Annotated in this window: 19 protein-coding genes; 13 read left to right on the forward strand and 6 right to left on the reverse strand. The window is 70.5% G+C overall.

The window, feature by feature from the left end:
- The first annotated feature begins 22 nt into the window (after positions 1 to 22).
- Entirely contained in the window at positions 23 to 1,789 is a 1,767-nt protein-coding gene (locus AC5DRG_RS14585; protein WP_491810914.1) for a phosphatidylglycerol lysyltransferase domain-containing protein, read from the forward strand.
- On the forward strand, positions 1,786 to 2,457 hold the full coding sequence (locus AC5DRG_RS14590) for a hypothetical protein (protein WP_491810915.1): 672 nt from the start codon (positions 1,786 to 1,788) through the stop codon (positions 2,455 to 2,457). The genes AC5DRG_RS14585 and AC5DRG_RS14590 overlap by 4 nt, the downstream gene beginning before the upstream one ends.
- On the opposite strand, the gene AC5DRG_RS14595 is transcribed toward AC5DRG_RS14590, so the two are convergent.
- Positions 2,454 to 3,191, reverse strand: coding sequence for a hypothetical protein (locus tag AC5DRG_RS14595; protein WP_491810916.1), 738 nt, complete (start codon positions 3,189 to 3,191; stop codon positions 2,454 to 2,456). The genes AC5DRG_RS14590 and AC5DRG_RS14595 overlap by 4 nt on opposite strands.
- A 60-nt stretch (positions 3,192 to 3,251) precedes the next feature.
- Between AC5DRG_RS14595 and AC5DRG_RS14600 the strand changes: the two genes are divergently transcribed.
- The 4 genes from AC5DRG_RS14600 (at position 3,252) to sucB (ending at position 9,606) form a co-directional block, all read left to right on the forward strand.
- Positions 3,252 to 4,034 carry an adenosylcobinamide-GDP ribazoletransferase gene (locus AC5DRG_RS14600; protein ID WP_491810917.1) on the forward strand — a complete coding sequence of 261 codons (783 nt, stop codon included), beginning with the start codon at positions 3,252 to 3,254 and terminating at the stop codon, positions 4,032 to 4,034.
- Positions 4,035 to 4,536: 502 nt separating this feature from the next.
- Positions 4,537 to 6,066 (forward strand): leucyl aminopeptidase, encoded by a 1,530-nt coding sequence (locus tag AC5DRG_RS14605; protein ID WP_491810918.1) that lies wholly within the window; start codon positions 4,537 to 4,539, stop codon positions 6,064 to 6,066.
- A gap of 312 nt (positions 6,067 to 6,378) precedes the next feature.
- Entirely contained in the window at positions 6,379 to 7,767 is a 1,389-nt protein-coding gene (gene lpdA / locus AC5DRG_RS14610; RefSeq protein WP_491810919.1) for a dihydrolipoyl dehydrogenase, read from the forward strand.
- A gap of 60 nt (positions 7,768 to 7,827) precedes the next feature.
- The gene (gene sucB, locus AC5DRG_RS14615) at positions 7,828 to 9,606 is read left to right on the forward strand and encodes a 2-oxoglutarate dehydrogenase, E2 component, dihydrolipoamide succinyltransferase (protein ID WP_491810920.1); all 1,779 of its coding nucleotides are present in this window, start codon (positions 7,828 to 7,830) and stop codon (positions 9,604 to 9,606) included.
- 73 nt (positions 9,607 to 9,679) lie between these two features.
- Here the strand turns inward: sucB and AC5DRG_RS14620 are convergent, their stop codons facing one another.
- Positions 9,680 to 10,402: a hypothetical protein gene (locus AC5DRG_RS14620; protein ID WP_491810921.1), complete on the reverse strand. Its 723-nt coding sequence runs from the start codon at positions 10,400 to 10,402 to the stop codon at positions 9,680 to 9,682.
- A gap of 256 nt (positions 10,403 to 10,658) precedes the next feature.
- Here AC5DRG_RS14620 and AC5DRG_RS14625 point away from each other — a divergent pair, with 256 nt between their 5' ends.
- From AC5DRG_RS14625 to AC5DRG_RS14640, 4 genes are all read left to right on the forward strand, one after another.
- Complete coding sequence (locus tag AC5DRG_RS14625) at positions 10,659 to 11,282, forward strand: GntR family transcriptional regulator (protein ID WP_491810922.1); 624 nt, start codon at positions 10,659 to 10,661, stop codon at positions 11,280 to 11,282.
- Positions 11,283 to 11,539: 257 nt separating this feature from the next.
- Positions 11,540 to 14,242 carry a pyruvate dehydrogenase (acetyl-transferring), homodimeric type gene (gene aceE, locus AC5DRG_RS14630; protein WP_491810923.1) on the forward strand — a complete coding sequence of 901 codons (2,703 nt, stop codon included), beginning with the start codon at positions 11,540 to 11,542 and terminating at the stop codon, positions 14,240 to 14,242.
- A 147-nt stretch (positions 14,243 to 14,389) separates the two neighbouring features.
- Positions 14,390 to 15,364 (forward strand): helix-turn-helix transcriptional regulator, encoded by a 975-nt coding sequence (locus tag AC5DRG_RS14635; RefSeq protein ID WP_491810924.1) that lies wholly within the window; start codon positions 14,390 to 14,392, stop codon positions 15,362 to 15,364.
- A 107-nt stretch (positions 15,365 to 15,471) separates the two neighbouring features.
- Positions 15,472 to 15,990, forward strand: coding sequence for a DUF4240 domain-containing protein (locus tag AC5DRG_RS14640; protein WP_491813039.1), 519 nt, complete (start codon positions 15,472 to 15,474; stop codon positions 15,988 to 15,990).
- A gap of 3 nt (positions 15,991 to 15,993) precedes the next feature.
- Here the strand turns inward: AC5DRG_RS14640 and AC5DRG_RS14645 are convergent, their stop codons facing one another.
- Genes AC5DRG_RS14645 through AC5DRG_RS14655 form a run of 3 tightly spaced genes read right to left on the reverse strand, consistent with a single transcriptional unit; the run spans position 15,994 to position 17,294 of the window.
- On the reverse strand, positions 15,994 to 16,212 hold the full coding sequence (locus tag AC5DRG_RS14645; RefSeq protein ID WP_491810925.1) for a hypothetical protein: 219 nt from the start codon (positions 16,210 to 16,212) through the stop codon (positions 15,994 to 15,996).
- A 57-nt stretch (positions 16,213 to 16,269) separates the two neighbouring features.
- A complete protein-coding gene (locus tag AC5DRG_RS14650; RefSeq protein ID WP_491810926.1) occupies positions 16,270 to 16,485 on the reverse strand; it encodes a DUF397 domain-containing protein in 216 nt (71 codons plus the stop codon).
- A complete protein-coding gene (locus AC5DRG_RS14655) occupies positions 16,482 to 17,294 on the reverse strand; it encodes a helix-turn-helix domain-containing protein (protein WP_491810927.1) in 813 nt (270 codons plus the stop codon). The genes AC5DRG_RS14650 and AC5DRG_RS14655 overlap by 4 nt, the downstream gene beginning before the upstream one ends.
- 83 nt (positions 17,295 to 17,377) lie before the next feature.
- On the opposite strand from AC5DRG_RS14655, the gene AC5DRG_RS14660 reads away from it, so the two are divergent.
- Together AC5DRG_RS14660 and AC5DRG_RS14665 are read left to right on the forward strand one after the other, a co-directional pair.
- Positions 17,378 to 17,779: an ATP-binding protein gene (locus AC5DRG_RS14660; protein ID WP_491810928.1), complete on the forward strand. Its 402-nt coding sequence runs from the start codon at positions 17,378 to 17,380 to the stop codon at positions 17,777 to 17,779.
- A gap of 55 nt (positions 17,780 to 17,834) precedes the next feature.
- Positions 17,835 to 18,971 carry a lipid II:glycine glycyltransferase FemX gene (locus tag AC5DRG_RS14665; protein ID WP_491810929.1) on the forward strand — a complete coding sequence of 379 codons (1,137 nt, stop codon included), beginning with the start codon at positions 17,835 to 17,837 and terminating at the stop codon, positions 18,969 to 18,971.
- Positions 18,972 to 18,989: 18 nt separating this feature from the next.
- Here AC5DRG_RS14665 and AC5DRG_RS14670 read toward each other — a convergent pair whose 3' ends face one another.
- On the reverse strand, positions 18,990 to 19,727 hold the full coding sequence (locus tag AC5DRG_RS14670; RefSeq protein WP_491813040.1) for a peptidoglycan recognition protein family protein: 738 nt from the start codon (positions 19,725 to 19,727) through the stop codon (positions 18,990 to 18,992).
- 279 nt (positions 19,728 to 20,006) lie between these two features.
- Between AC5DRG_RS14670 and AC5DRG_RS14675 the strand changes: the two genes are divergently transcribed.
- Positions 20,007 to 21,200: a MarP family serine protease gene (locus AC5DRG_RS14675; RefSeq protein WP_491810930.1), complete on the forward strand. Its 1,194-nt coding sequence runs from the start codon at positions 20,007 to 20,009 to the stop codon at positions 21,198 to 21,200.
- The last annotated feature ends 1 nt before the right edge of the window (position 21,201 follow it).

The following is a 21,201-nucleotide window of genomic DNA, read 5'->3' on the forward strand; positions in this document are numbered from 1 at the left end:
AACCCCCATATGATCCCGCCTTATGGGAGATGTCCGCGCCGCGCCCGTCCAGGATCGACCCAGTACCGCCGCTGCTCGGCGGGCCGCCGCGTTCGCCGTCTGGTACTTGCGGGTTGTCGCGTTCGTCAACTTCCTCAGTGCGGTGTGGGTCTCCCTGGGGCAGGACGTGCGGCGGCACAACCAGGAGAACTACTTCACGCCGTACCTGCTGACCGCCGGCTTCGCCTCCGGCGTGTTCACGGCGTTCCTCGCGATCACGATGCGGCGCCGCAAACGGGCCGCGTGGATCCTGAACCTCGTGCTCAGCGGGCTGTTCCTGCTGCTGTTGCTGTTCGCCATGGTGTTCCCGGAGATCCGGCGCCACCCGCAGAACTGGATCTCCGTCGCCCTCACCGCCGCCTTCGTCGCCTCGCTGCTCGTGGGGCGGCGGGAGTTCTACGCGAAGGGCGACCGGTCCAACCCGAAGCTCGCCGCCGCCGTCGCGGTCGGCGGGCTGCTGGTCAGCTCGCTGCTCGCGGCCCTGCTGGTGACGGTCACCAACGAGGCGCACGACGACTACCGTTCGACGTTCCTCGACCGCTGGCTCTACGGCGTCCTGCGCCTCATCTCGGTCGCCGCCGACGACTCCCACTTCCCCGGGATCACGGCCCCCAACTGGGTCAACGTCACCATCAACGTGCTCAGCACGATCCTCGTCCTGGCCGTCTTCTACGCCGCCTTCCGCTCCCGGCGTGCGGTAGACCCGCTCACCGAGGACGACGAGACGCGACTGCGGGCGCTGCTGGAGAAGCACGGGGAGCGTGACTCGCTCGGGTACTTCGCGCTGCGCCCGGAGAAGAGCCTCGTCTGGTCGCCGACCGGCAAGGCGGCCGTCGCCTATCGCGTCCTCGGCGGGGTGTCGCTGGCTTCCGGGGATCCGATCGGCGATCCGGAGGCGTGGCCCGGCGCCATCGAGCCCTGGCTCGCCGAGGCACGCGTGCACGGGTGGATCCCGGCGGTGATGGGGGCCGGCGAGGAGGCCGGGACGGTGTACGCGCGGCACGGGCTCGACGCCCTCGAACTCGGCGACGAGGCCATCGTGGAGGTCGCCGAGTTCACCCTGGAGGGGCGGGCCATGCGGACCGTCCGGCAGGCCTACAACCGGGTCAAGCGGGCGGGCTACGAGGTGCGCATCCGGCGGCACGAGGACATTCCGGCCGACGAGATGACGTATCTGATCGGGCGTTCGGACGACTGGCGAGACGGGGCCACCGAGCGCGGGTTCAGCATGGCGCTCGGGCGGCTCGGGGATCCGGACGACGGGCGGTGCGTGATGCTCGAATGCGCGGACGGGGAGGGCGAGTTGAGGGCGGTGCTCTCCTTCGTGCCCTGGGGGCCGCACGGGCTCTCCCTCGACCTCATGCGGCGGGACCGGGAGTCCGAGAACGGGCTCATGGAGTTCATGGTGATCGAGTTCCTCAACCGTGCCCGGGAGATCCAGGTCACGCAGGTTTCGCTCAACTTCGCGATGTTCCGTTCGGTCTTCGAACGTGGCGCACGTCTTGGTGCCGGGCCGGTGCTGAGGCTGTGGCGGTCGCTGCTCAGCTTCTTCTCGCGCTGGTGGCAGATCGAGTCGCTGTACCGCGCGAACGCCAAGTACCGGCCCATCTGGGAACCGCGGTTCCTGCTCTTCGAGAAGAGCGCGGACCTGCTGCGCATCGGCCTCGCGGCCGCCCGCGCGGAGGGGTTCTTGGAAGCGCCGGGGCTGCCGAAGTGGTTGCACCGCAAGCATCTGGAGACACGTCGATGAAAACGCTCGCCCGCTGGGCCCGCGCCGAATGGGGACTGCTCTACGTCACCGTGCGCGAGCCGCTGCTGAAGCGGCGTTGGCGGGCGATCCCGATGACGATCGGGGCGGTGTGCCTGACGGCCGTCCTGCAGTTCGTGCAGAACCAGTCGTGGGGCTACCAGTTCGTGCAGAACGTGGGCGCCGTGCGCGCCGAGGACCCCCTGTGGCTCGCCCTTCTCCGCACCCCGCTCTCCCTCTTCGTCCCGGCCCTGGATCTGCCGGTGTGGGGTGCGCTCGCGCAGGTCCTGTTCGTGTTCGGGATCGCCGAGATCTGCCTCGGCTGGTGGCGGACCCTCACCATCGCCTACGTCGCCACCCTCACCGGCACGCTGTACGCGCGCGTGGGCATCGCCGTGGGTCCGGCCGGTCTGCTGGGGCTGCCCGGGGCGGACGCGCAGGTCGTGGACACGGGCCCGTCGGCCGCCGTGGTGGGCCTGGCCGTGTTCCTCGGCTGGCGCTACGGCGCGTATGTGACGGCGGGTGCGGTGGTCCTGGCGATGATGGTCGAGGTACTGCTGAAGGAGAACCTCGCGGGCAAGGAGCACCTGGCGGCGATCGCGGCGGTGGCGGTGCTGTGCGCGGTGCCGGTGGTCCGAAGCAACTGGCGTGCCCGAGTACCGGATCCCTAGACGTCCGGCCTGCCGCCGATCAGGTCCTCCAGCTTGCGGCGGGGGCCCGCCCAGCGGCGGTCGTGGCGGTAGGCGCGGAGGGTCGAGCGGGCGCGGGTGCGGGGACGCCGGGCGTAGAAGCGTCTGGACCAGGCGGAGCCGGGGCGGGCCAGGCGGATCGCGCCGACCAGGCCGACGATCGGGATGACCGCGCCGAAGATCGCGGTGCGGGCCTTTCCCTTGGTCAGGGCGATCAGGGCGAAGAGGAAGTTCACCGCGATGCTCAGGATGACGGTGCCTCGGCCCTGGAGTTCGTCCTGGGACAGGTCGTTGACCCCGAAGGGTGAGAAGCCCGCGAGGAGGAGGCCGACCAGGGCGGCGGTGAGGACGACGACCTCGACGCTCTTGCGGCCCTCCTCGGTCCAGTACACGTCGTCGAGGTGCAGGATCAGCGCGAACTCGTCCAGCACGAGACCGGCGCCGATCCCGAAGACGACCGCGAACGCCCCCGCGCCGACACCGTGCCGGGCGCTGGCGACCGCCCCGAACCCGCCGAGGACGCTGAGAATGACGCCGGGGACGACGTGGTGGATGTGCATTCCGCCGGCCTTGACGTTGCCGAACGGGCCCTTGCCGGCCCGGATGAGGCGGGTGATGACCCGGGTGACCACGAACGTCACGACGAAGGCGACCAGGGCGAGAAGCAGCGGCAGCTTGCCCGGTTCCACGATGTTGCGCTGCAACCAATGTCCCATACGCGCACTTTATCCATGGCGCCCTCCCTCGCCTCTGAGCCCCCCGGGTAACCTGCGCCGATGTCCAAGACCTCGTGGCCCGACGGCCTCCGCTTCGCCTTCGGCACGTTGACCGTGCTGCCGGTCAAGGTGACCCGCTGGGACCGGGAGGCCGCGCGCGGCGGCATGTTGTGCGCCCCGCTGGCCGGGCTGGTCGTGGGCGGGGTGGCCGCCGCGCTCGGTCTGCTGCTGCTGTTCCTGGGCGCGGGCGACTTCCTCGCCGCCGTCGCCTCCGTCGCCGTACCGGCCGCCCTCACTCGCGGCCTCCACCTCGACGGCCTCGCCGACACCGCCGACGGCCTCGGCAGCGGCAAGCCCGCCGAGGACGCGCTGCGCATCATGAAGCAGTCGGACATCGGGCCGTTCGGGGTGATCACGCTGCTGTTCGTCCTGCTCGCCCAGGTTGCCGCCCTGGCACAGGCCTACGGCGACTCGTGGGCCCGGGGTGCCCTGGCGGCGATCGTCTCGGCGACCGCCGCGCGGCTGGCCCTGACCCTGGCCGCGCGCACCGGGGTGCCGGCCGCCCGGCCGGAGGGTCTGGGGGCGGCGGTCGCGGGCGTGGTTCCGGTACGGGGTGCGGTGATCGCGGCCGTCGCCGTCACCGCGCTGGCGGCGGGCGGGGGCGCGCTGTTCGGGGCGGACGACGTCGTGCGTACGGCGATCGCGGTGGTCGCCGCCGTCGCCGTCGCCGAAGTCCTCCTACGCCACTGCACGCGCCGCTTCGGCGGGGTCACCGGCGATGTCTTCGGCGGGCTCGCGGAGACGGCGGCGACGACGGCGCTCGTGGTGCTGTCACTCGGGTGACGCGGGCCAACGTGCCGCCGCCGCGCCATGGCTGCGGGGGCCGTCGCCGCCCGGCCCGGCGACGTCGACATAGCTGGTGAAGCCGGTGCGGGGCCTGGCCACGAAGGCGTAACTCTCCTGTACGGACGGGGAGTTGTCCTCGAACGCGCCGCTGGGCCGTGATGGCCTGGATGGGTCAATCCGTCGAGGATCCGTGGAAATCACGCGAATCACGCGAATCGGTGAGCGACTCGCTCACCGGAACTTCACGAGTGTGGCCCACCTCCCCGCGGGAGAGGATGGAGAAATGGCCACGCCGCCACCCAGAGGTGAACGCCCGCAGGAATGAGCGAACCCGCCCACGCGCGTAGGCTCGTCCATGGTGTTCGCCGCCGGGCGAAGGCCCCGGTGAAGACCCCAGCGAGACCGCCGCCTCGTGTCGGATCTAGGGTCGGCTGTCGGGCCCGGTCGACCCACCCCATTCGACCCCTGCACTTTTCAACGGAAGCGAGAATTCACCACCGTGACTGCTCTCACTCTCAGCACCGCCGCGGCGCCCGGGCTGCGTGCCGACGCGATCGTCGTCGGTGTCGCCAAGGGACCCAAGGGCCCGGTCGTCGCACCGGGCGCCGAGGCCGTGGACAAGGCGTACGACGGCAAGCTCGCCGATGTCCTGGAGACCCTCGGTGCCTCCGGTTCCGAGGGCGAGGTGACGAAGCTGCCCGCGCCGGCCGGCTTCAAGGCACCGCTCGTGGTGGCGGTGGGCCTGGGCCCCGAGCCCGAGAAGGACGGCGCGTACGGCGCCGAGGCGCTGCGCCGCGCCGCCGGTGCGGCCTCCCGCGCCCTCGCCGGCACCAAGAAGGCCGCCTTCGCCCTGCCCATCGAGGACGCGGCGGACGCCGGTGCGATCGGCGAGGGCGCGCTGCTCGGCGCGTACGTCTTCGACGCGTACAAGGAGAACGGCCGGGCCGAGGGCGCCAAGAGCAACGGCAAGGCACCGGTCGCCGAGGTCACCCTCCTCGGCGCCAAGCCCCGCGACCGCGCCCACAAGGCGGCGATCGAGCGGGCGACGACCGTCTCCGAGGAGCTCAACCGGGCCCGTGACCTGATCAACACCCCGCCGAACGACCTCGATCCGGAGGCGTTCGCGGTCGTCGCGCAGACCGCGGCCAAGGAGCACGGCATCAAGGTGCAGGTGCTCGACGAGAAGGCGCTGGAGAAGGGCGGCTACGGCGGCATCCTCGGCGTCGGCGCGGGCTCGTCGGCGGCTCCCCGGCTGGTGAAGCTGTCGTACACGAACTCCAAGGCGAAGAAGCACCTCGCCTTCGTCGGCAAGGGGATCACCTACGACTCGGGCGGCATCTCGCTCAAGCCGGCCGGGCACAACGAGACGATGAAATGCGACATGAGCGGTGCGGCCGCCGTGTTCGCCGCGGTGGTCTCCGCCGCGCGGCTTGGCCTGGAGGTCAACGTCACCGGCTGGCTGGCGCTGGCCGAGAACATGCCGTCCGGATCCGCGACCCGGCCCGGTGACGTGCTGCGCATGTTCAGCGGGAAGACCGTCGAGGTGCTCAACACGGACGCGGAGGGCCGGCTCGTCCTCGCGGACGCGCTGTGGGCCGCGTCGGCGGAGAAGCCGGACGCGATCGTCGACGTGGCGACGCTGACCGGGGCGATGATGCTGGCGCTGGGGAACCGGACGTTCGGGATCATGGGGAACGACGACGCGTTTCGCTCCGCGGTTCACGACGCTGCCGAAGAGGTTGGTGAGCCTGCTTGGCCCATGCCGCTGCCGGATCACCTGCGCAAGGGGATGGACTCTCCTACCGCCGATATCGCCAACATGGGTGAGCGGGCCGGGGGTGGGCTGGTTGCCGGTCTGTTCCTGAAGGAGTTCGTGGGTGAGGGGATCGCCTGGGCGCATCTCGACATCGCGGGGCCTGCCTACAACGAGCAGGGGCCCTTCGGGTACACGCCCAAGGGCGGTACGGGGTCTGCTGTGCGGACGCTGGTTCGGCTGGCCGAGCTGACCGCGGCGGGTGACCTGGGCTGACGTCTTCCTTCGGGGTGCGGGGAATGTGCGCCTGATCACTCGGTCCGTTCCGTCTTGTGCCGGCTGCGGGTCATTTGTGGCTGGTCGCGCAGTTCCCCGCGCCCCTGAGGTGGGTCTGCTCCCCTGGGGCCACAAGTGAGCGTGCTGCTTCTCACACACCGGCCCGGCGTCTCGTCCTGCTCCTACAAGTGCGAAGATGGGGCTCGGCAGGACAGGGCCCCCACCACAGGGCCGAAGAAGATGCGGCCGGACACCAGCCGCCGACCGGTCAGTGGAGACCGGCGTACGGCGCACATGCATGGAGGACGTGACGTGGCGAACGACGCCAGCACCGTTTTCGACCTAGTGATCCTCGGCGGTGGTAGCGGTGGGTACGCCGCGGCCCTGCGCGGGGCGCAGCTGGGCCTGGACGTCGCCCTGATCGAGAAGGACAAGGTCGGCGGTACCTGCCTGCACCGGGGTTGCATCCCCACCAAGGCCCTGCTGCACGCGGGCGAGATCGCCGACCAGGCCCGCGAGAGCGAGCAGTTCGGCGTCAAGGCCACCTTCGAGGGCATCGACGTCCCGGCCGTCCACAAGTACAAGGACGGCGTCATCGCCGGCCTGTACAAGGGCCTGCAGGGACTCATCGCCTCCCGCAAGGTGACGTACATCGAGGGCACGGGCCGTCTGTCGTCCCCGACCTCCGTCGATGTGAACGGCCAGCGCATCCAGGGCCGCCACGTCCTGCTGGCGACCGGCTCCGTGCCGAAGTCGCTGCCGGGCCTGGAGATCGACGGCAACCGCATCATCTCCTCGGACCACGCCCTCGTCCTGGACCGGGTGCCGCAGTCGGCGATCGTGCTCGGCGGCGGTGTCATCGGCGTCGAGTTCGCCTCCGCCTGGAAGTCCTTCGGCTCCGACATCACCGTCATCGAGGGCCTCAAGCACCTCGTCCCGGTCGAGGACGAGAACTCCTCCAAGCTTCTTGAGCGCGCGTTCCGCAAGCGCGGCATCAAGTTCAACCTGGGCACCTTCTTCTCGAAGGCCGAGTACACCGCGAACGGTGTCAAGGTCACCCTCGCCGACGGCAAGGAGTTCGAGGCCGAGCTGCTGCTGGTGGCCGTCGGCCGCGGGCCCGTCTCCGCCGGTCTCGGCTACGAGGAGCAGGGCGTCGCGATGGACCGCGGCTATGTCCTGGTCGACGAGTACATGCGGACGAACGTCCCGACCATCTCCGCCGTCGGTGACCTGGTCCCGACGCTCCAGCTCGCGCACGTCGGCTTCGCCGAGGGCATCCTGGTGGCGGAGCGTCTGGCCGGTCTCAAGACCGTTCCGATCGACTACGACGGCGTGCCCCGGGTGACGTACTGCCACCCCGAGGTCGCCTCCGTGGGTATCACCGAGGCCAAGGCCAAGGAGATCTACGGTGCGGACAAGGTCGTCGCTCTGAAGTACAACCTGGCGGGCAACGGCAAGAGCAAGATCCTCAACACCGCGGGCGAGATCAAGCTCGTCCAGGTGAAGGACGGTGCCGTGGTCGGCGTCCACATGGTCGGCGACCGTATGGGCGAACAGGTCGGCGAGGCCCAGCTGATCTACAACTGGGAGGCGCTGCCGGCCGAGGTCGCCCAGCTCATCCACGCCCACCCGACGCAGAACGAGGCGATGGGCGAGGCCCACCTGGCCCTGGCCGGCAAGCCCCTCCACTCGCACGACTGACCCTCGGTCGACGAACGCGACGACACAGACTTCCGCAATTCGTTAGGAGCAACCGAAACCATGGCGGTTTCCGTAACCCTTCCGGCGCTCGGCGAGAGCGTCACCGAGGGCACTGTCACCCGCTGGCTGAAGGCCGAGGGCGAGCGCGTCGAGGCCGACGAGCCGCTGCTGGAGGTGTCGACCGACAAGGTCGACACCGAGATCCCCTCGCCCGTCTCCGGCATCCTCGCGTCCATCAAGGTCGCCGAGGACGAGACCGTTGAGGTCGGCGCCGAGCTGGCCCTCATCGACGACGGCACGGGCGCCCCCGCTGCCGCCCCGGCACCGGCCGCCGAGCCGGTCGCCGCGCCCGCACCCGCTCCGGCTCCCGCCCCGGTCGCCGAGGCCCCCGCGGCTCCGGCCGCGCCGGCCGCCCCGGCCCCCGTCGCCGCCCCTGCCGGTGGCGCCACGGGTACCGACGTGGTTCTGCCCGCACTGGGCGAGTCCGTCACCGAGGGCACCGTCACCCGCTGGCTGAAGTCGGTCGGCGACAGCGTCGAGGCCGACGAGCCGCTCCTTGAGGTCTCCACCGACAAGGTCGACACCGAGATCCCGGCGCCCACCTCCGGTGTGCTCCTGGAGATCGTGGTCGGCGAGGACGAGACCGCCGAGGTCGGCGCCAAGCTGGCCGTCATCGGCGCCCCGGGTGCCGCTCCGGCGGCTGCTCCGGCCGCCCCGGCTCCGGCGCCCGTCGCCGCTGCCCCGGCGCCCGCGCCGGTGGCCCCGGCCGCGCCGGTCGCTCCCCCGGCCCCCGTGGCTCCGGCTCCGGTCCAGGCCGCGGCTCCCGTCGCTCCCCCGGCGCCCGCGCCGGTAGCGCCCGCCCCGGTCACCCCGGCTCCGGCTCCCGTCGCCGCGCGGGACACCGACGAGGGCGCGTACGTGACCCCGCTGGTGCGCAAGCTCGCCGCCGAGAACGGCGTCGACCTGGCCACCGTCAAGGGCACCGGCGTCGGCGGCCGTATCCGCAAGCAGGACGTCATCGCCGCCGCCGAGGCCGCGAAGGCCGCCGCCGCCGCTCCGGCGCCCGTCGCCGCTGCCGCTCCGGCCGCCAAGAAGGCGCCGACCCTGGAGGCCTCTCCCCTCCGCGGTCAGACCGTCAAGATGACCCGCATCCGCAAGGTCATCGGCGACAACATGGTCAAGGCGCTGCACGAGCAGGCGCAGCTGTCCTCGGTCGTCGAGGTCGACATCACGCGTCTGATGAAGCTCCGCGCGCAGGCGAAGGACTCCTTCGCGGCCCGCGAGGGCGTCAAGCTCTCCCCGATGCCGTTCTTCGTGAAGGCGGCGGCCCAGGCGCTGAAGGCCCACCCGGCCGTCAACGCCCGGATCAACGTCGACGAGGGCACGATCACCTACTTCGACACCGAGAACATCGGCATCGCGGTGGACTCCGAGAAGGGCCTGATGACCCCGGTCATCAAGCACGCGGGCGACCTGAACATCGCCGGTATCTCCAAGGCCACGGCCGACCTGGCCGGCAAGGTCCGCGCCAACAAGATCACCCCGGACGAGCTGTCCGGCGCGACCTTCACCATCTCCAACACCGGCTCGCGCGGCGCGCTCTTCGACACGATCATCGTGCCGCCGAACCAGGTCGCGATCCTCGGCATCGGTGCCACGGTCAAGCGTCCGGCCGTCATCGAGACGGAGGAAGGCCAGGTCATCGGCATCCGTGACATGACCTACCTGACCCTCTCCTACGACCACCGTCTGGTGGACGGCGCCGACGCCGCCCGCTACCTGACGGCGGTCAAGGCGATCCTGGAGGCGGGCGAGTTCGAGGTCGAGCTCGGCCTGTAACTCACAGAGCAGCTGGTACGGCGCCCTCACCCGGAGTCTTCAGGGTGGGGGCGCCGGTCTGTTGCGGGGGAAGTCACCGCGGCGTCAGCTTCTTGTCCGACCAGCCGTAGAGCTCCTCCACCCACACGTTCGGGATGGACAGCTTGGGCGCGGGGGTCAGGTGCCGCGTCCGGTAGGCCTTCAGGACGTCGTAGGTGGCGTCGAGGCAGTCCCACGACGTGAGTTTCTTGGTCTTGGGGTCGACGCCGACCAGGAAGCCGCGGCTCTCGACGGTGCGGATCATGGCCCAGGCCGAGTTCACGTCGCTCCGCGACGAGCTGATGCAGCGGTAACGGCTGTACGGGTGCTCCGACTTGCCCGGGTAGTGGGCGTCCCGTGACATCTCGCTGAGCATGCGCGCCCAGGTCCCCTCCGCGTGCCAGGCGCCGATGTCTCCGCCGGGCGGGGTGTAGAGCTTGTTGGTCGGGTTCTCGACGGCGCCGTACACCCAGCGGTCCGTGCCGGTGACCCGGAAACCCCAGCCGACGTGGCCGAACTTCTGGGCCCCGTCCGGCTTGACGAAGACGCAGGCACCGCCGCCGCTGCCGCCCCGGGCCACGCCCGCACCCGTGCCCGCGCCCGCCATCCCGACGATGCCCTCCGTGGCCGTACCGCTCGTGCTCGGCTGCGCCTGCGTCCGAGTGGCCGCCTGCTGGCAGCCGGTGAGTCCGACGATCGCGCCGATCACGGCCGCCGCGGCCGTCCAGCGGACCAGCTCTCGCCGCACCCGCTCTCCCTGCCATCCCCCGATGTTCATGTCATCCCCCTGCCGTTCCAGGAGCGCCTCCTTGCGAGCACTCCTGCCGACCGCGACACGGTTTCGCGCCCGGGGGTTCCCTCGGTGACACGGCGGTGACGCCTCCGGGCCGTAGCCGGTACGGGTCTTTACAGGGAGCCGTGTGCTGTGGAGCGTGTAAGTCTCGTCTCACCTGCATGGAAGCGCCCCCGTGCGCCCCTCCCGGACGGGCCGTCGGCCTTATTGTCTAAACGTCAAACGCCCTTAAGGAGCTCTCATGACCGCGCCCGTCGTCCACTCGCTGCGCGAACAGATCCGCGAGCACATCGTGGAGGGAATCGTCAGCGGGCGCTGGCAGCCGGGTGAGCGGATCGTGGAGCGACGGATCGCGACCGAGCTTGAGGTCAGCCAGACGCCGGTGCGGGAGGCGTTGCGCGAGCTGGAGTCGCTGCGGCTGATCGAGTCTGCGCCGAACAAGGGCGTACGGGTGCGGAATCTGACCGCTGCCGACCTGGAGGAGAGCTATCCGGTCCGGGCCGGTCTGGAGGCCATAGCGGCGGAGCTGGCGGCGGAGAAGCTGGCGGTGGACTGCTCGGCCCTGGAGCCGCATGTCACAGCGCTGTACGAGGCCGACCGCGAGGCCGACGGGACGGGCCAGGTCCGGCACACGGTGGGGTTCCACCGGGAGCTGGTGCGGGCGGCCGGGAACTCGGTGCTGCTGCACACCTGGGAGGGGCTCGGCATCGAGGTGTTCACGGCGCTGTCGATCCGTTGGCTGGGGACGGTGCAGCAGTCGTACGCGGAGGAGCACCAGGAGTTGGTGGAGGCGTTCCGGCGCCGGGATCCGCTGATCGCCGACATCGTGAAGGCACATGTGCTGGGGTGCGCGCCGAGGGCCTGAGCCATCCCTTCAGCGGGTGAGCGTGGGGGCGCTCAAACGTTCCCCCACCTGCGAAAACTCACAGACTTCCCGGCACCCGGTGCCTTCGCCAAAGGCACCCCGTGCCGACTTTCTCGTGATCAAGAGGTTTTGCCCTTCAACCCTTTGATCGATCATCGATCAGGGGGTTACAGTCACCGACGGGCTTCTACCGAGGCCCAAGCCCTGTCCTGCCAAAGACTCAAGGGCACCCCCCTTCGACTGAGGAAGGCGGCGACATGACCGACCCCTACGCCATCCAGCCGAGCGAGCTCGACCAGCTCCCGGACCGCGACCCCGAGGAGACCGCCGAGTGGCAGGCCTCCCTGGACGCCGTCACCAAGGCTGCCGGGCCGCATCGTGCCGCGTATCTGATGCGCCGCACACTGGAGCGCGCGGAGGGCAACGGCATCGCGCTGCCCAAGCTCCTGGAGACGGACTACGTCAACACCATCCCCACCGCCGCCGAGCCCGCCGTACCGGGTGACGAGGCGATGGAGACCCGGATCACCGCGTGGAACCGCTGGAACGCGGCCGCGATGGTCTCCCGGGGCAGCAAATACGGCGTCGGCGGCCACATCGCCACCTTCGCCTCCGCCGCCTGGCTGTACGAGACCGGCTTCAACCACTTCTTCAAGGGCAAGGAGGCCGACGGCTCGGGCGACCAGCTCTACATCCAGGGCCACGCCTCCCCCGGCATCTACGCCCGCGCCTTCCTCGACGGCAGGCTCGGCGAGCACCACCTCGACAACTTCCGCCGCGAGTCGGGCGGCAGCGGCCTGCCGTCCTACCCGCACCCCCGCCGCCTGCCCTGGCTGTGGGAGTTCCCGACGGTGTCCATGGGCCTCGGCCCGCTCTCCGCGATCTACCAGGCGCGCTTCAACCGCTACCTGACCAACCGCGGCATCAAGGACGTCTCCGAGTCCCACGTCTGGGCCTTCCTCGGCGACGGCGAGATGGACGAGCCCGAGTCGACGGCGGCACTCGCACTGGCCTCGCGTGAGGAGTTGGACAACCTCACCTTCGTCATCAACTGCAACCTGCAGCGCCTCGACGGCCCGGTCCGCGCGAACTTCAAGATCGTGCAGGAGCTGGAGGCCCAGTTCCGCGGCGCCGGCTGGAACGTCATCAAGACGCTGTGGGGTTCGGCCTGGGACGAGCTGTTCCGGCTCGACACCACGGGCGCGCTCGTACGCCGGCTGCGCCAGGTACCGGACGCCCAGGTGCAGACGTACCAGACCCGCGACGCCGCCTACATCCGCCAGGACTTCTTCGGCGGCGACCCGGCGCTCGTCGAGATGGCGAAGCTGCTGAGCGACGACAAGATCCTGGAGATCTTCCATCTCTCGCGCGGCGGTCACGAGGCACGCAAGGTGTACGCGGCCTACAAGGCGGCCGTCGAGCACAAGGGCGCGCCGACGGTCATCCTGGCCCAGACGGTCAAGGGCCACACCCTCGGCGAGGGCTTCGCGTCGAAGAACGCCAACCACCAGATGAAGAAGCTGTCGACGGACGAGTTCAAGCAGATGCGTGATCTGCTCGAACTGCCCATCTCCGACGCCCAGTTCGTCGACGGGGTCGTTCCCTACGGCCATCCCGGCGCCGACTCTCCCGAGGTCCGGTACCTCCAGGAGCGCCGGGCCGCTCTCGGCGGTCCCGCCCCGGCCCGCCGCACGCACGCACTCGCCCCGCTGCCCGCCCCCGCCGACAAGGCGTTCGCCTCCTTCGACAAGGGCTCCGGCTCGCAGAACGTGGCGACGACGATGGCCTTCGTCCGCCTGGTCAAGGACCTTGTCCGCGACAAGGAGACGGGCAAGCGCTGGGTGCCGATCGTCCCCGACGAGGCGCGCACCTTCGGTATGGAGTCGCTGTTCCCGTCGCTCGGGATCTACTCCCCCAAGGGCCAGACGTACGAGCCGGTCGACCGCGACCAGCTGATGTACTACAAGGAGGCCAAGAACGGCCAGATCCTCAACGAGGGGATCACCGAGGCCGGTTCGATGGCCGACTTCATCGCCGCGTCGACGTCGTACGCGACGCACGGCGAAGCGATGATCCCGTTCTACATCTTCTACTCGATGTTCGGCTGGCAGCGCACGGCCGACCAGATGTGGCAGCTCGGCGACCAGCTCGGCCGCGGCTTCCTCGTCGGCGCGACGGCCGGCCGTACGACGCTGACGGGCGAGGGTCTCCAGCACGCGGACGGCCACTCGCCGGTGATCGCGGCGACGAACCCCGCCGCGCTGTCGTACGACCCGGCGTTCGCGTACGAGGTCGCGACGATCGTGCGGGATGGACTCCGCCGGATGTACGGCGAAGCCGCACCCGGCGAGGACCCGAACGTCTTCTACTACCTCACCGTCTACAACGAGCCGATCCCGCAGCCCGCCAAGCCGGCCGGCCTGGGCATCGACGAGGGCATCGTCAAGGGGCTGTACCGCTTCAACACGGCCGAGTCGGCGGGGCTCTCCCCGGCCGCCAACGCCGCCCGCATCCAGCTGCTCGGTTCCGGTACGGCCATCCACTGGGCGCTCAGCGCTCAGCGGATGCTCGCCGAGGAGTGGGGCGTGGCGGCGGACGTCTGGTCGGCTACGTCGTGGACGGAGCTGCGGCGTGACGCGCTGGAGGCGGACGCGGCTCTGCTGCGGGGCGAGGAGCGCATTCCGTACGTCCGTCAGGCGCTGCATGGGGCCGAGGGGCCGGTGCTTGCGGTCTCCGACTACATGCGGCAGGTGCCGGACCAGATCGCGCAGTGGGTGGAGCAGGACTACTCCTCACTGGGGGCCGACGGTTTCGGTCTGTCGGATACCCGTGACGCGGCTCGCCGTTACTTCGGCGTGGACGCCGAGTCGATCGTCGTGGCGGCGCTGGCCCAGCTCGCCCGGCGCGGCGAGGTCAAGGCGACTGCCGTGAAGGAAGCGCGGGAGCGGTACGGGTTGTAGTTCGGCCGCGGGTGCGTGGGGGCTGGTCGCGCAGTTCCCCGCGCCCCCAAAAAGCGGGGCTGCGCCCCTGCTTTTGTCTTTAGGGGCGCGGGGAACTGCGCGACCAGCCCACCACAACCTGCACCCGACCACCGGCATCATGACCGTATGCGTGCCGCCCGCCTCATCAAGATGGTGCTGCTCCTGCAGTCCCGCCCCTCCATGACCGCCGCCGAGCTGGCCCGCGAGCTGGAGGTGTCCGAGCGGACGGTTACGCGGGATGCGCAGGCGCTCTCGGAGGCCGGAGTCCCGGTATACGCCGATCGGGGGCGGGCCGGGGGGTATCGGCTGGTCGGTGGGTATCGCACGCGGCTGACCGGGCTGGCCCGGGGTGAGGCCGAGGCGCTGTTTCTGAGCGGTGTACCGGGGGCGCTGCGGGAGATGGGGCTGGAGGATGCCGCCTCCGCCGCCCGACTGAAGGTGTCCGCGGCTCTGATGCCCTCTCTCCGGGACGCCTCGAAGACGGCCGCCCAGCGTTTCCATCTGGACGCGCCGAACTGGTTCACCGAGCCGAAGGCACCCGAGTTGCTGCCCGCCGTCGCGGACGCGGTGTGGGACGACCGGCGGATCCGCGCCCGCTATCGCAAGGGCGCGGCCGAGGTTGAGCGGGAGCTGGAGCCGTACGGGCTCGTGCTCAAGGCGGGCGTCTGGTACCTGTGCGCGCGGGTCGCCGGGGGCGGGTCCTTCCGGGTATACCGGATCGACCGGTTCACGGCCGTGGACGAGGGCGAGGAACGCTTCTCCCGCGACGAGGAGTTCGATCTACCCGCCTTCTGGCTGGAGCGGGCCGAGCAGTTCGCGCGGTCCATCCTGCGGGCCGAAGTCGTCGTGCGGCTGTCCGTGGACGGTGTGCGCAGACTGCCGTACGCCGTCGATCCCCTGTCCGCCCGCGAGGCGCTGGCCGCCGCGGGCACCCCGGACGAGGACGGATGGGTGACGGTGACCCTGCCGGTGGAGTCCGAGAACGTCGCCCACTCGCAGCTCACGGCGCTCGGGCCGGAGGTCGAGGTACTGGCGCCGGAGAGCCTGCGGGCGCGGTTCGCGAGCGATGCCGTACGCCTCGCGGGCCTTTACGACTCGTGAGCCTATGACATGCGGTCTTGCCATTCTTCGCGTGCGGCTCGCCGCCCATAACAATCCGCCGCACTCCACGTGCGTCCCTCCCCGTCAGGGCCGATGCTTGACCCGTGATGGACGAGACGGAGTACTGGGAGCTGGTGGACGCCACCCGCGAGGCCGCCGAGGGCGACCCCGAGGAACAGGCCGACCTGCTCGTGGAGCGGCTTCTCACGCTGGACCCCGAGATGGTCCTCGACTTCGCCCGTCACTTCGAGTCCCGCTACAACCGCGCCTACCGCTGGGACCTGTGGGGCGCCGCGTGGGTACTGCTCGACGGGGTCAGCGACGACGCCTTCGACTTCTTCCGGTGCTGGCTGATCGGCCAGGGCCGTGAGGTCTTCGAGGGCGCGATGCACGACCCGGACTCCCTCGCCGACCTCCTGGACGACTTCGACGAGGAGATCGACGGCGACGGCGAGGAACTGGGCTACTCGGCGGACGAGGCCTACGAACAGCTCACCGGCACGGTGGCACCCGACCTGGGCATCCCGCCGGCGCCCTCCGAGCCCGAGGGCACGCCGGTCGACTTCGAGAACGAGCGGGTGCTCGCCGAGCGGTATCCCAAGCTGTGGGACCGCTTCAAGGCCTGACCGTCACGCCGTGGTGCGGCGACGGCTCGTGTCCGACGGGATGTACGCCTGCGTCTGGTCCGCCCTCACCGCGTGGTACATCGGCGCCGCGTTCGCCTGGTCCAGCGCGGATGCGGTGACCGCGGCCGGGCCGAGGATGACGGCCGCGACCGCACAGACGACGGCCCAGGGGCCGCGGGCGGTCTCGCTCCATGTGCGGGTTCCGGTGTCAGTGCTCTTCATGATCCCCACCTCCAGTCAGTGCGTGTGCATGACGATAGGGAGGCTGCCTCGGGGGACTCAGTGAGCTGCCTGCGAGAAACCTGTGAGCGTGGAGTTCAGGAAAGTCGTCCATGCGTCGGAGGAAAGGGCGAGCGTGGGGCCGGACTTGGCCTTGGAATCGCGGATGTGGATGGTGGAGGCGGGGGCGGGGTGTTGGACGGCGACTTCAAGGCAATCGCCGCCCGCATCTCCGCTGTAGCTGGACTTGAACCACGCGAGATCTGCGGTGTTCACAGTTCGTTCACCAACCCCTCGATCAACTTCGCTGACTCCCCCGGCGGGAGCGCCTGAGATCGGATCATGCCAAACCGCTGGAACATCGCGCTGACTTCTTCGCGGTCGTCGATCACCAGGCCTCCGGCCTGACCCTCAACGTACGCGACCCACTCCCGCTCGGGTGTCTCCAGCAACGTCCACGCACCGTTGAACCCGGCGTGGGACTCAAGCTCGGTCGGCATGACCTGGATCGAGATGTTCCGCTTCTCGCCGAGCTCCAGCAGCCGCTCCAACTGCCCCCGGAGGACCGCCCGTCCACCCACAGGACGCCTGAGAACCCACTCCTCGATGACCAGGGCCAGCGACACGGGCGGTGTGCGGGTCAGGAGCGCCTGCCGAGCCATGCGGGCCTGCACCCGGAGTTCGATCTCCTCATCGTCCAGAACAGGAACGCGGGCACTGAGCACGGCTCGCGCGTAATCCTCGGTCTGCACGAGCCCCTTGAACACGTGGGTGTCGTACGACCACAGACTGACGGCCTGCACCTCCCTCTCCACGTAGTCGTCGAACCAAGACGGATACCTCCGCCTCTCCAGATGCGCCGCCGCAGCCTCGATCGCCTCCTTCTGCCGAAGGAACTCCGCCGACCTGGCCACGAACTTCGCGCTCGGCATCCGCTCCCCGCGCTCCACCATCGCCACCTGCGACGCCGAGTACCCCACAAACGCACCCAACTGCTCGCGCGTACCGCCCTGTGCATCCCGCAGCGCACGCACCACCGCCCCGAACATCCGCATGCTCGAAGAGCCCTCGACACCGTCCTGCACAGCGAACCCCCTTGCCCGCACACTCCCTTGTGTGCCACCGACAGTCCTGGTCAGGCCAGCCATTACTCACGCACTGTGAGGGCATGCACACGCAATCGCCACCCGAAGTGGTGCTTCAACTCCTCGCGGAACCCGAGCGGTTCGCCGCCGTACGTCGTGTCGTCCGGGCGCAGCTGGAGGACTGGGGGTACGCCGAACTCGTCGACGCGGCAGCGCTGTGCGTGACCGAGATGCTGGCGAACGTCCATCGCCACGTGGAGTCCCCGGCGTGCGAGCTGCGGCTGAGCACGCTTCCGGAAGGTGGGGTTCGGGTGAGCGTCGGCGATCGTTCGCCTGTACTGCCCGTCTGGTACACCGAGCCCGACTGGGATACGGAGAGCGGGCGGGGCATCTTCCTGATCGCGTCCGTGGCAGATGTCTGGGGCGTCACGCCCAGGAGGGGCGGTAAGCAGGTGTGGGCGCAGTTCACTGCCGTGAACTCTTGACCGGGCCCGTGGTCCCCTGCCTACGGTGGCCGCCCCGAACAGGAGTGCCCTGCCCATGACCAGCCTGTACGTGCGGGAGATCCCGCGCCAGGAGCACCTGGCCCATCTGCGGCTGCACCCCGACGCGAGTCACCTCCAGATCCCCGAGTGGGGCGACGTGAAGTCCGACTGGCTGCCGGAGAGCGTCGGCTGGTTCGAGGGCGACACCATGGTCGCGGCGGCGCTCGTCCTGTACCGGCCGCTGCCTCGGACCCGGCGTTATCTCGCCTACCTTCCCGACGGGCCCGCGATCGACTGGCGGTCCCCGCGGCTTGAGCGGTGGCTGGACCCGCTCATCGCCCACCTGAAGCGGATCGGGGCGTTCTCGGTCCGGATGGGGCCGCCCCTCGTCGTACGCCACTGGGACGCGCCCACCGTCACGGCGGGCATCGCCGACCCCGACGTAAGCCATCTGCACGATCTGCCCCCGGCCGGCATCGACGGGTACGCGCTGGACGCCGCGGAGCGCTTGCGGCGGCTCGGGTGGCGGCGGTGCGACGAGGAGGACGGCAGCGGCTTCGGGCTCGGCCAGCCGCGCTACGGCTGCCAGATCCCGTTGGCGGGGCGCTCGGAGGACGACCTGCGCGAGGCCCTCGCACCGCACTGGGCGGATGCCCTGCGGACGGCCGAGCGGTCGGGTGTGCACGTCGGCTGGGGCACGGTCGCCGACCTGCGCGAGTTCTACCGGCTCTACACCGCGACCGCCGAGCGCGACGGGTTCCGGGCGCGTCCACCGGCCTACTTCGGGCGCATGTGGCACGCCCTGAACGCCGAGGACAAGGACCGGGTACGGCTCTACCTCGCGGAGTCCGACGGCGAGGTGCTCTCCGCCGCGCTCATGATCAACGTCGGCTCCCGGGTCTGGCACTCGTACGCCGCGTCCGGCCGCCGGGGGCGCGAACTGCGGCCCAGCAGCCTGCTGTTGTGGCGGATGCTGTGCGACGCGAGAGCGGCGGGCGCCGAGATGTACGACCTGCGCTCCATCACCCCCGCCCTCTCCGAGGACCGCCTGCGGGGCCGGCTCCTCTTCAAGACGGGGGCGGGCGGCCGGGCCGTGGAGTACCTCGGGGAGTGGGAACTGGCGGTGGGCAGCCAGGGCAAGGTGCTGCAGAAGGCGTTGGGGGTGTACCTCGGGCGCAGGGGCGGTAGTTGACCCGCACTGACCCGCAGGTCATCTCCTGCCCTGCAGCCGCGCCGCCTCCTCCCTGATGGCCGGCAGGAGGGCGGTGAGGGCGGCGCCGGGGCAGCTTGTCATGAAGGCGTCCTTGTGGCCCGCGAGGGCGGGCAGGACGGCGGTGGTGCCGGCGGCGTAGCGGCTGAGGCCGTTGCTGGAGACGAGCCGCACGTGCGTGCGCGGGTCGGTGTCGGAGAGGGCGAGTTTCCAGGCGGCGAGCCGGGCGATCGCGTCGACCATCGGCTGCGGCACGGACACGCCCGCGGTGAAGGTGCCGAGGGCGGCGATGCCGGCGGTGCGGTGGTTGAAGCCCTGGGTGTGGGCGCCGGTGACGGGGCGGGCGACGCCGCCGGCGCGGCCCTCGTAGACGGTGCCGCAGCGGTCGACGAGGAAGTTGTAGCCGATGTCGTCCCACTGGCGGGTGCCGGTCTGGCCCGCGTAGAGGTAGCGGATGATGCGGGGCGCGTCGGCGCAGTCGTAGCCGTTGGGCGAGTCGGTGTGGTGGATGAAGACCGCGACGACCTTGTCGTCGTGGCGCGGTGGCGGCTGGGTGTGGCGTGAGATGTCGTCCAGCCAGACCGATCTGGGCACGATGTGCGGCTTGGCGGCAGGGTGCAGGACGGCGGGGCGGGCCGCGGCCTGCGGCGGGGGGCCGGCGCCCGTGCGGTCGACGCCGGTCGCGCACAGCGCGAGGGCGGTGCCGGCGGCGAGCCCGGGCACGGCGCCGAGCAGCAGCCAGGCGGCGCTCTGTATGCGGAGCGGACGCTCTCTCCGTGCCCCCCGCGCTCTTCGGAAGACACGCATGGACCCACTGTCGAACGGATCCGCTCCGCCCGCGATGTGTGTTGTGCCACCTGGTGGAACCAACGTCCTGGTCCGGGGCGTTTCTGGAGGTACACGCGCGCGTGGCCGGATCCCATACGTCACGCGTGCGCGGCTGATCACCGGCGCCATCCCCACTGATCACTGGACCCGTTCCCCACGTATTAACGGGTCCGAGAGAAAGGCGGCCTCGTGGACCTGCTCGACATCCTGCTTGTGCTGGTGATCCTCCTGTACGCGGCTTCCGGCTACCGGCGCGGTCTGGTGGCCGGCTGTGTCTCGCTCGCCGGGTTCGTGGGCGGCGCGATCATCGGTGTGTGGGTGCTGCCCTGGATGATGGACCTGGCGACACCGGGGACGACGACGGCGACGGTCACCGCGGTGCTCACGGTGCTGGTCCCGGCGGTGGTGGGGCACGAGCTGGCGGGGCGCCTCGCGCTGAAGCTGCGGCGCGAGCTGGACGGTGCCAGTCTCCGTCCGCTGCGGTTGGCCGACGGGGTCGGCGGGGCCGTGGCGAACACGGCGGCGGTGCTGATCGTGGCGTGGGTGGCGGCGAGCGTCCTGGGCGCGTCCTCGTCCCCGCTGCTGACGACGGCGATCCGTGAATCCCGGCTGCTGGGCGCCGTGCAGAACACGATGCCGGACACCACGCCGACCTGGTTCTCGCGGGCCACCTCGGCGCTCACCGAGGCGGGCTTCCCGCAGGTCTTCAACCCGTTCGAGAGCGAGTCGACGGCCGAGGTGGCCAAGCCCTCCGGCGACAGCGTCACGGCGAGCGCCACGAACGCGGCCAAGCTCTCCACGGTGAAGATCGAGGGCGCCTCGGGCACCCAGGGCCGCGAGGGCAGCGGGTTCGTGTACGCGGCGCGGCATGTGATGACCAACGCGCACGTGGTGGCCGGCATCGACAACCCGAGCGTCCGGGTCGGCGGCGTCGGACGGTCGTACGACGCGCGGGTGGTGCTGTTCGACCCCGACAAGGACGTGGCAGTCCTCTACGTCCCCGATCTGCGAGCCCCCGTCCTGCGCTTCGACGACAGTGCCGCGCGCGGCGACTCGGCCGTGGTCGCGGGCTATCCGCAGGACGGCGACCTGAATCTCCAGGCGGCGACGGTGGCGAACCGGGTCGACGCGACGGGCCAGAACATCTACAACGACGACACGGTCACCCGCGAGATCTACTCGATCCGCTCGACCGTCCGCCCCGGCAACTCCGGCGGCCCCCTCCTGACCATCGAGGGCGAGGTCTACGGCGTCGTCTTCGCCCGCTCCACCTCCGACGACGAGACGGGCTACGTCCTGACGGCGGCCGAGGTCGCCCCCGACGCGAAGAGCGCGGCGAACGCCACGGCGGCGGTGGACACGGGCGACCTCATCACGAGCTGAG

It is taken from the genome of Streptomyces sp. JLBG701, from assembly GCF_058544905.1.

Bases quoted from the DNA above. Each gene is read 5' to 3' on its own strand.
- AC5DRG_RS14645 (WP_491810925.1), bottom strand. From the start codon at position 16,212: ATGAAGAGCACTGACACCGGAACCCGCACATGGAGCGAGACCGCCCGC.
- AC5DRG_RS14590 (WP_491810915.1), top strand. From the start codon at position 1,786: ATGAAAACGCTCGCCCGCTGGGCCCGCGCCGAATGGGGACTGCTCTAC.
- AC5DRG_RS14660 (WP_491810928.1), top strand. From the start codon at position 17,378: ATGCACACGCAATCGCCACCCGAAGTGGTGCTTCAACTCCTCGCGGAA.
- sucB (WP_491810920.1), top strand. From the start codon at position 7,828: ATGGCGGTTTCCGTAACCCTTCCGGCGCTCGGCGAGAGCGTCACCGAG.
- AC5DRG_RS14625 (WP_491810922.1), top strand. From the start codon at position 10,659: ATGACCGCGCCCGTCGTCCACTCGCTGCGCGAACAGATCCGCGAGCAC.
- aceE (WP_491810923.1), top strand. From the start codon at position 11,540: ATGACCGACCCCTACGCCATCCAGCCGAGCGAGCTCGACCAGCTCCCG.
- AC5DRG_RS14640 (WP_491813039.1), top strand. From the start codon at position 15,472: ATGGACGAGACGGAGTACTGGGAGCTGGTGGACGCCACCCGCGAGGCC.
- AC5DRG_RS14600 (WP_491810917.1), top strand. From the start codon at position 3,252: ATGTCCAAGACCTCGTGGCCCGACGGCCTCCGCTTCGCCTTCGGCACG.
- AC5DRG_RS14595 (WP_491810916.1), bottom strand. From the start codon at position 3,191: ATGGGACATTGGTTGCAGCGCAACATCGTGGAACCGGGCAAGCTGCCG.
- AC5DRG_RS14620 (WP_491810921.1), bottom strand. From the start codon at position 10,402: ATGAACATCGGGGGATGGCAGGGAGAGCGGGTGCGGCGAGAGCTGGTC.
- AC5DRG_RS14665 (WP_491810929.1), top strand. From the start codon at position 17,835: ATGACCAGCCTGTACGTGCGGGAGATCCCGCGCCAGGAGCACCTGGCC.
- AC5DRG_RS14635 (WP_491810924.1), top strand. From the start codon at position 14,390: ATGCGTGCCGCCCGCCTCATCAAGATGGTGCTGCTCCTGCAGTCCCGC.
- AC5DRG_RS14585 (WP_491810914.1), top strand. From the start codon at position 23: ATGGGAGATGTCCGCGCCGCGCCCGTCCAGGATCGACCCAGTACCGCC.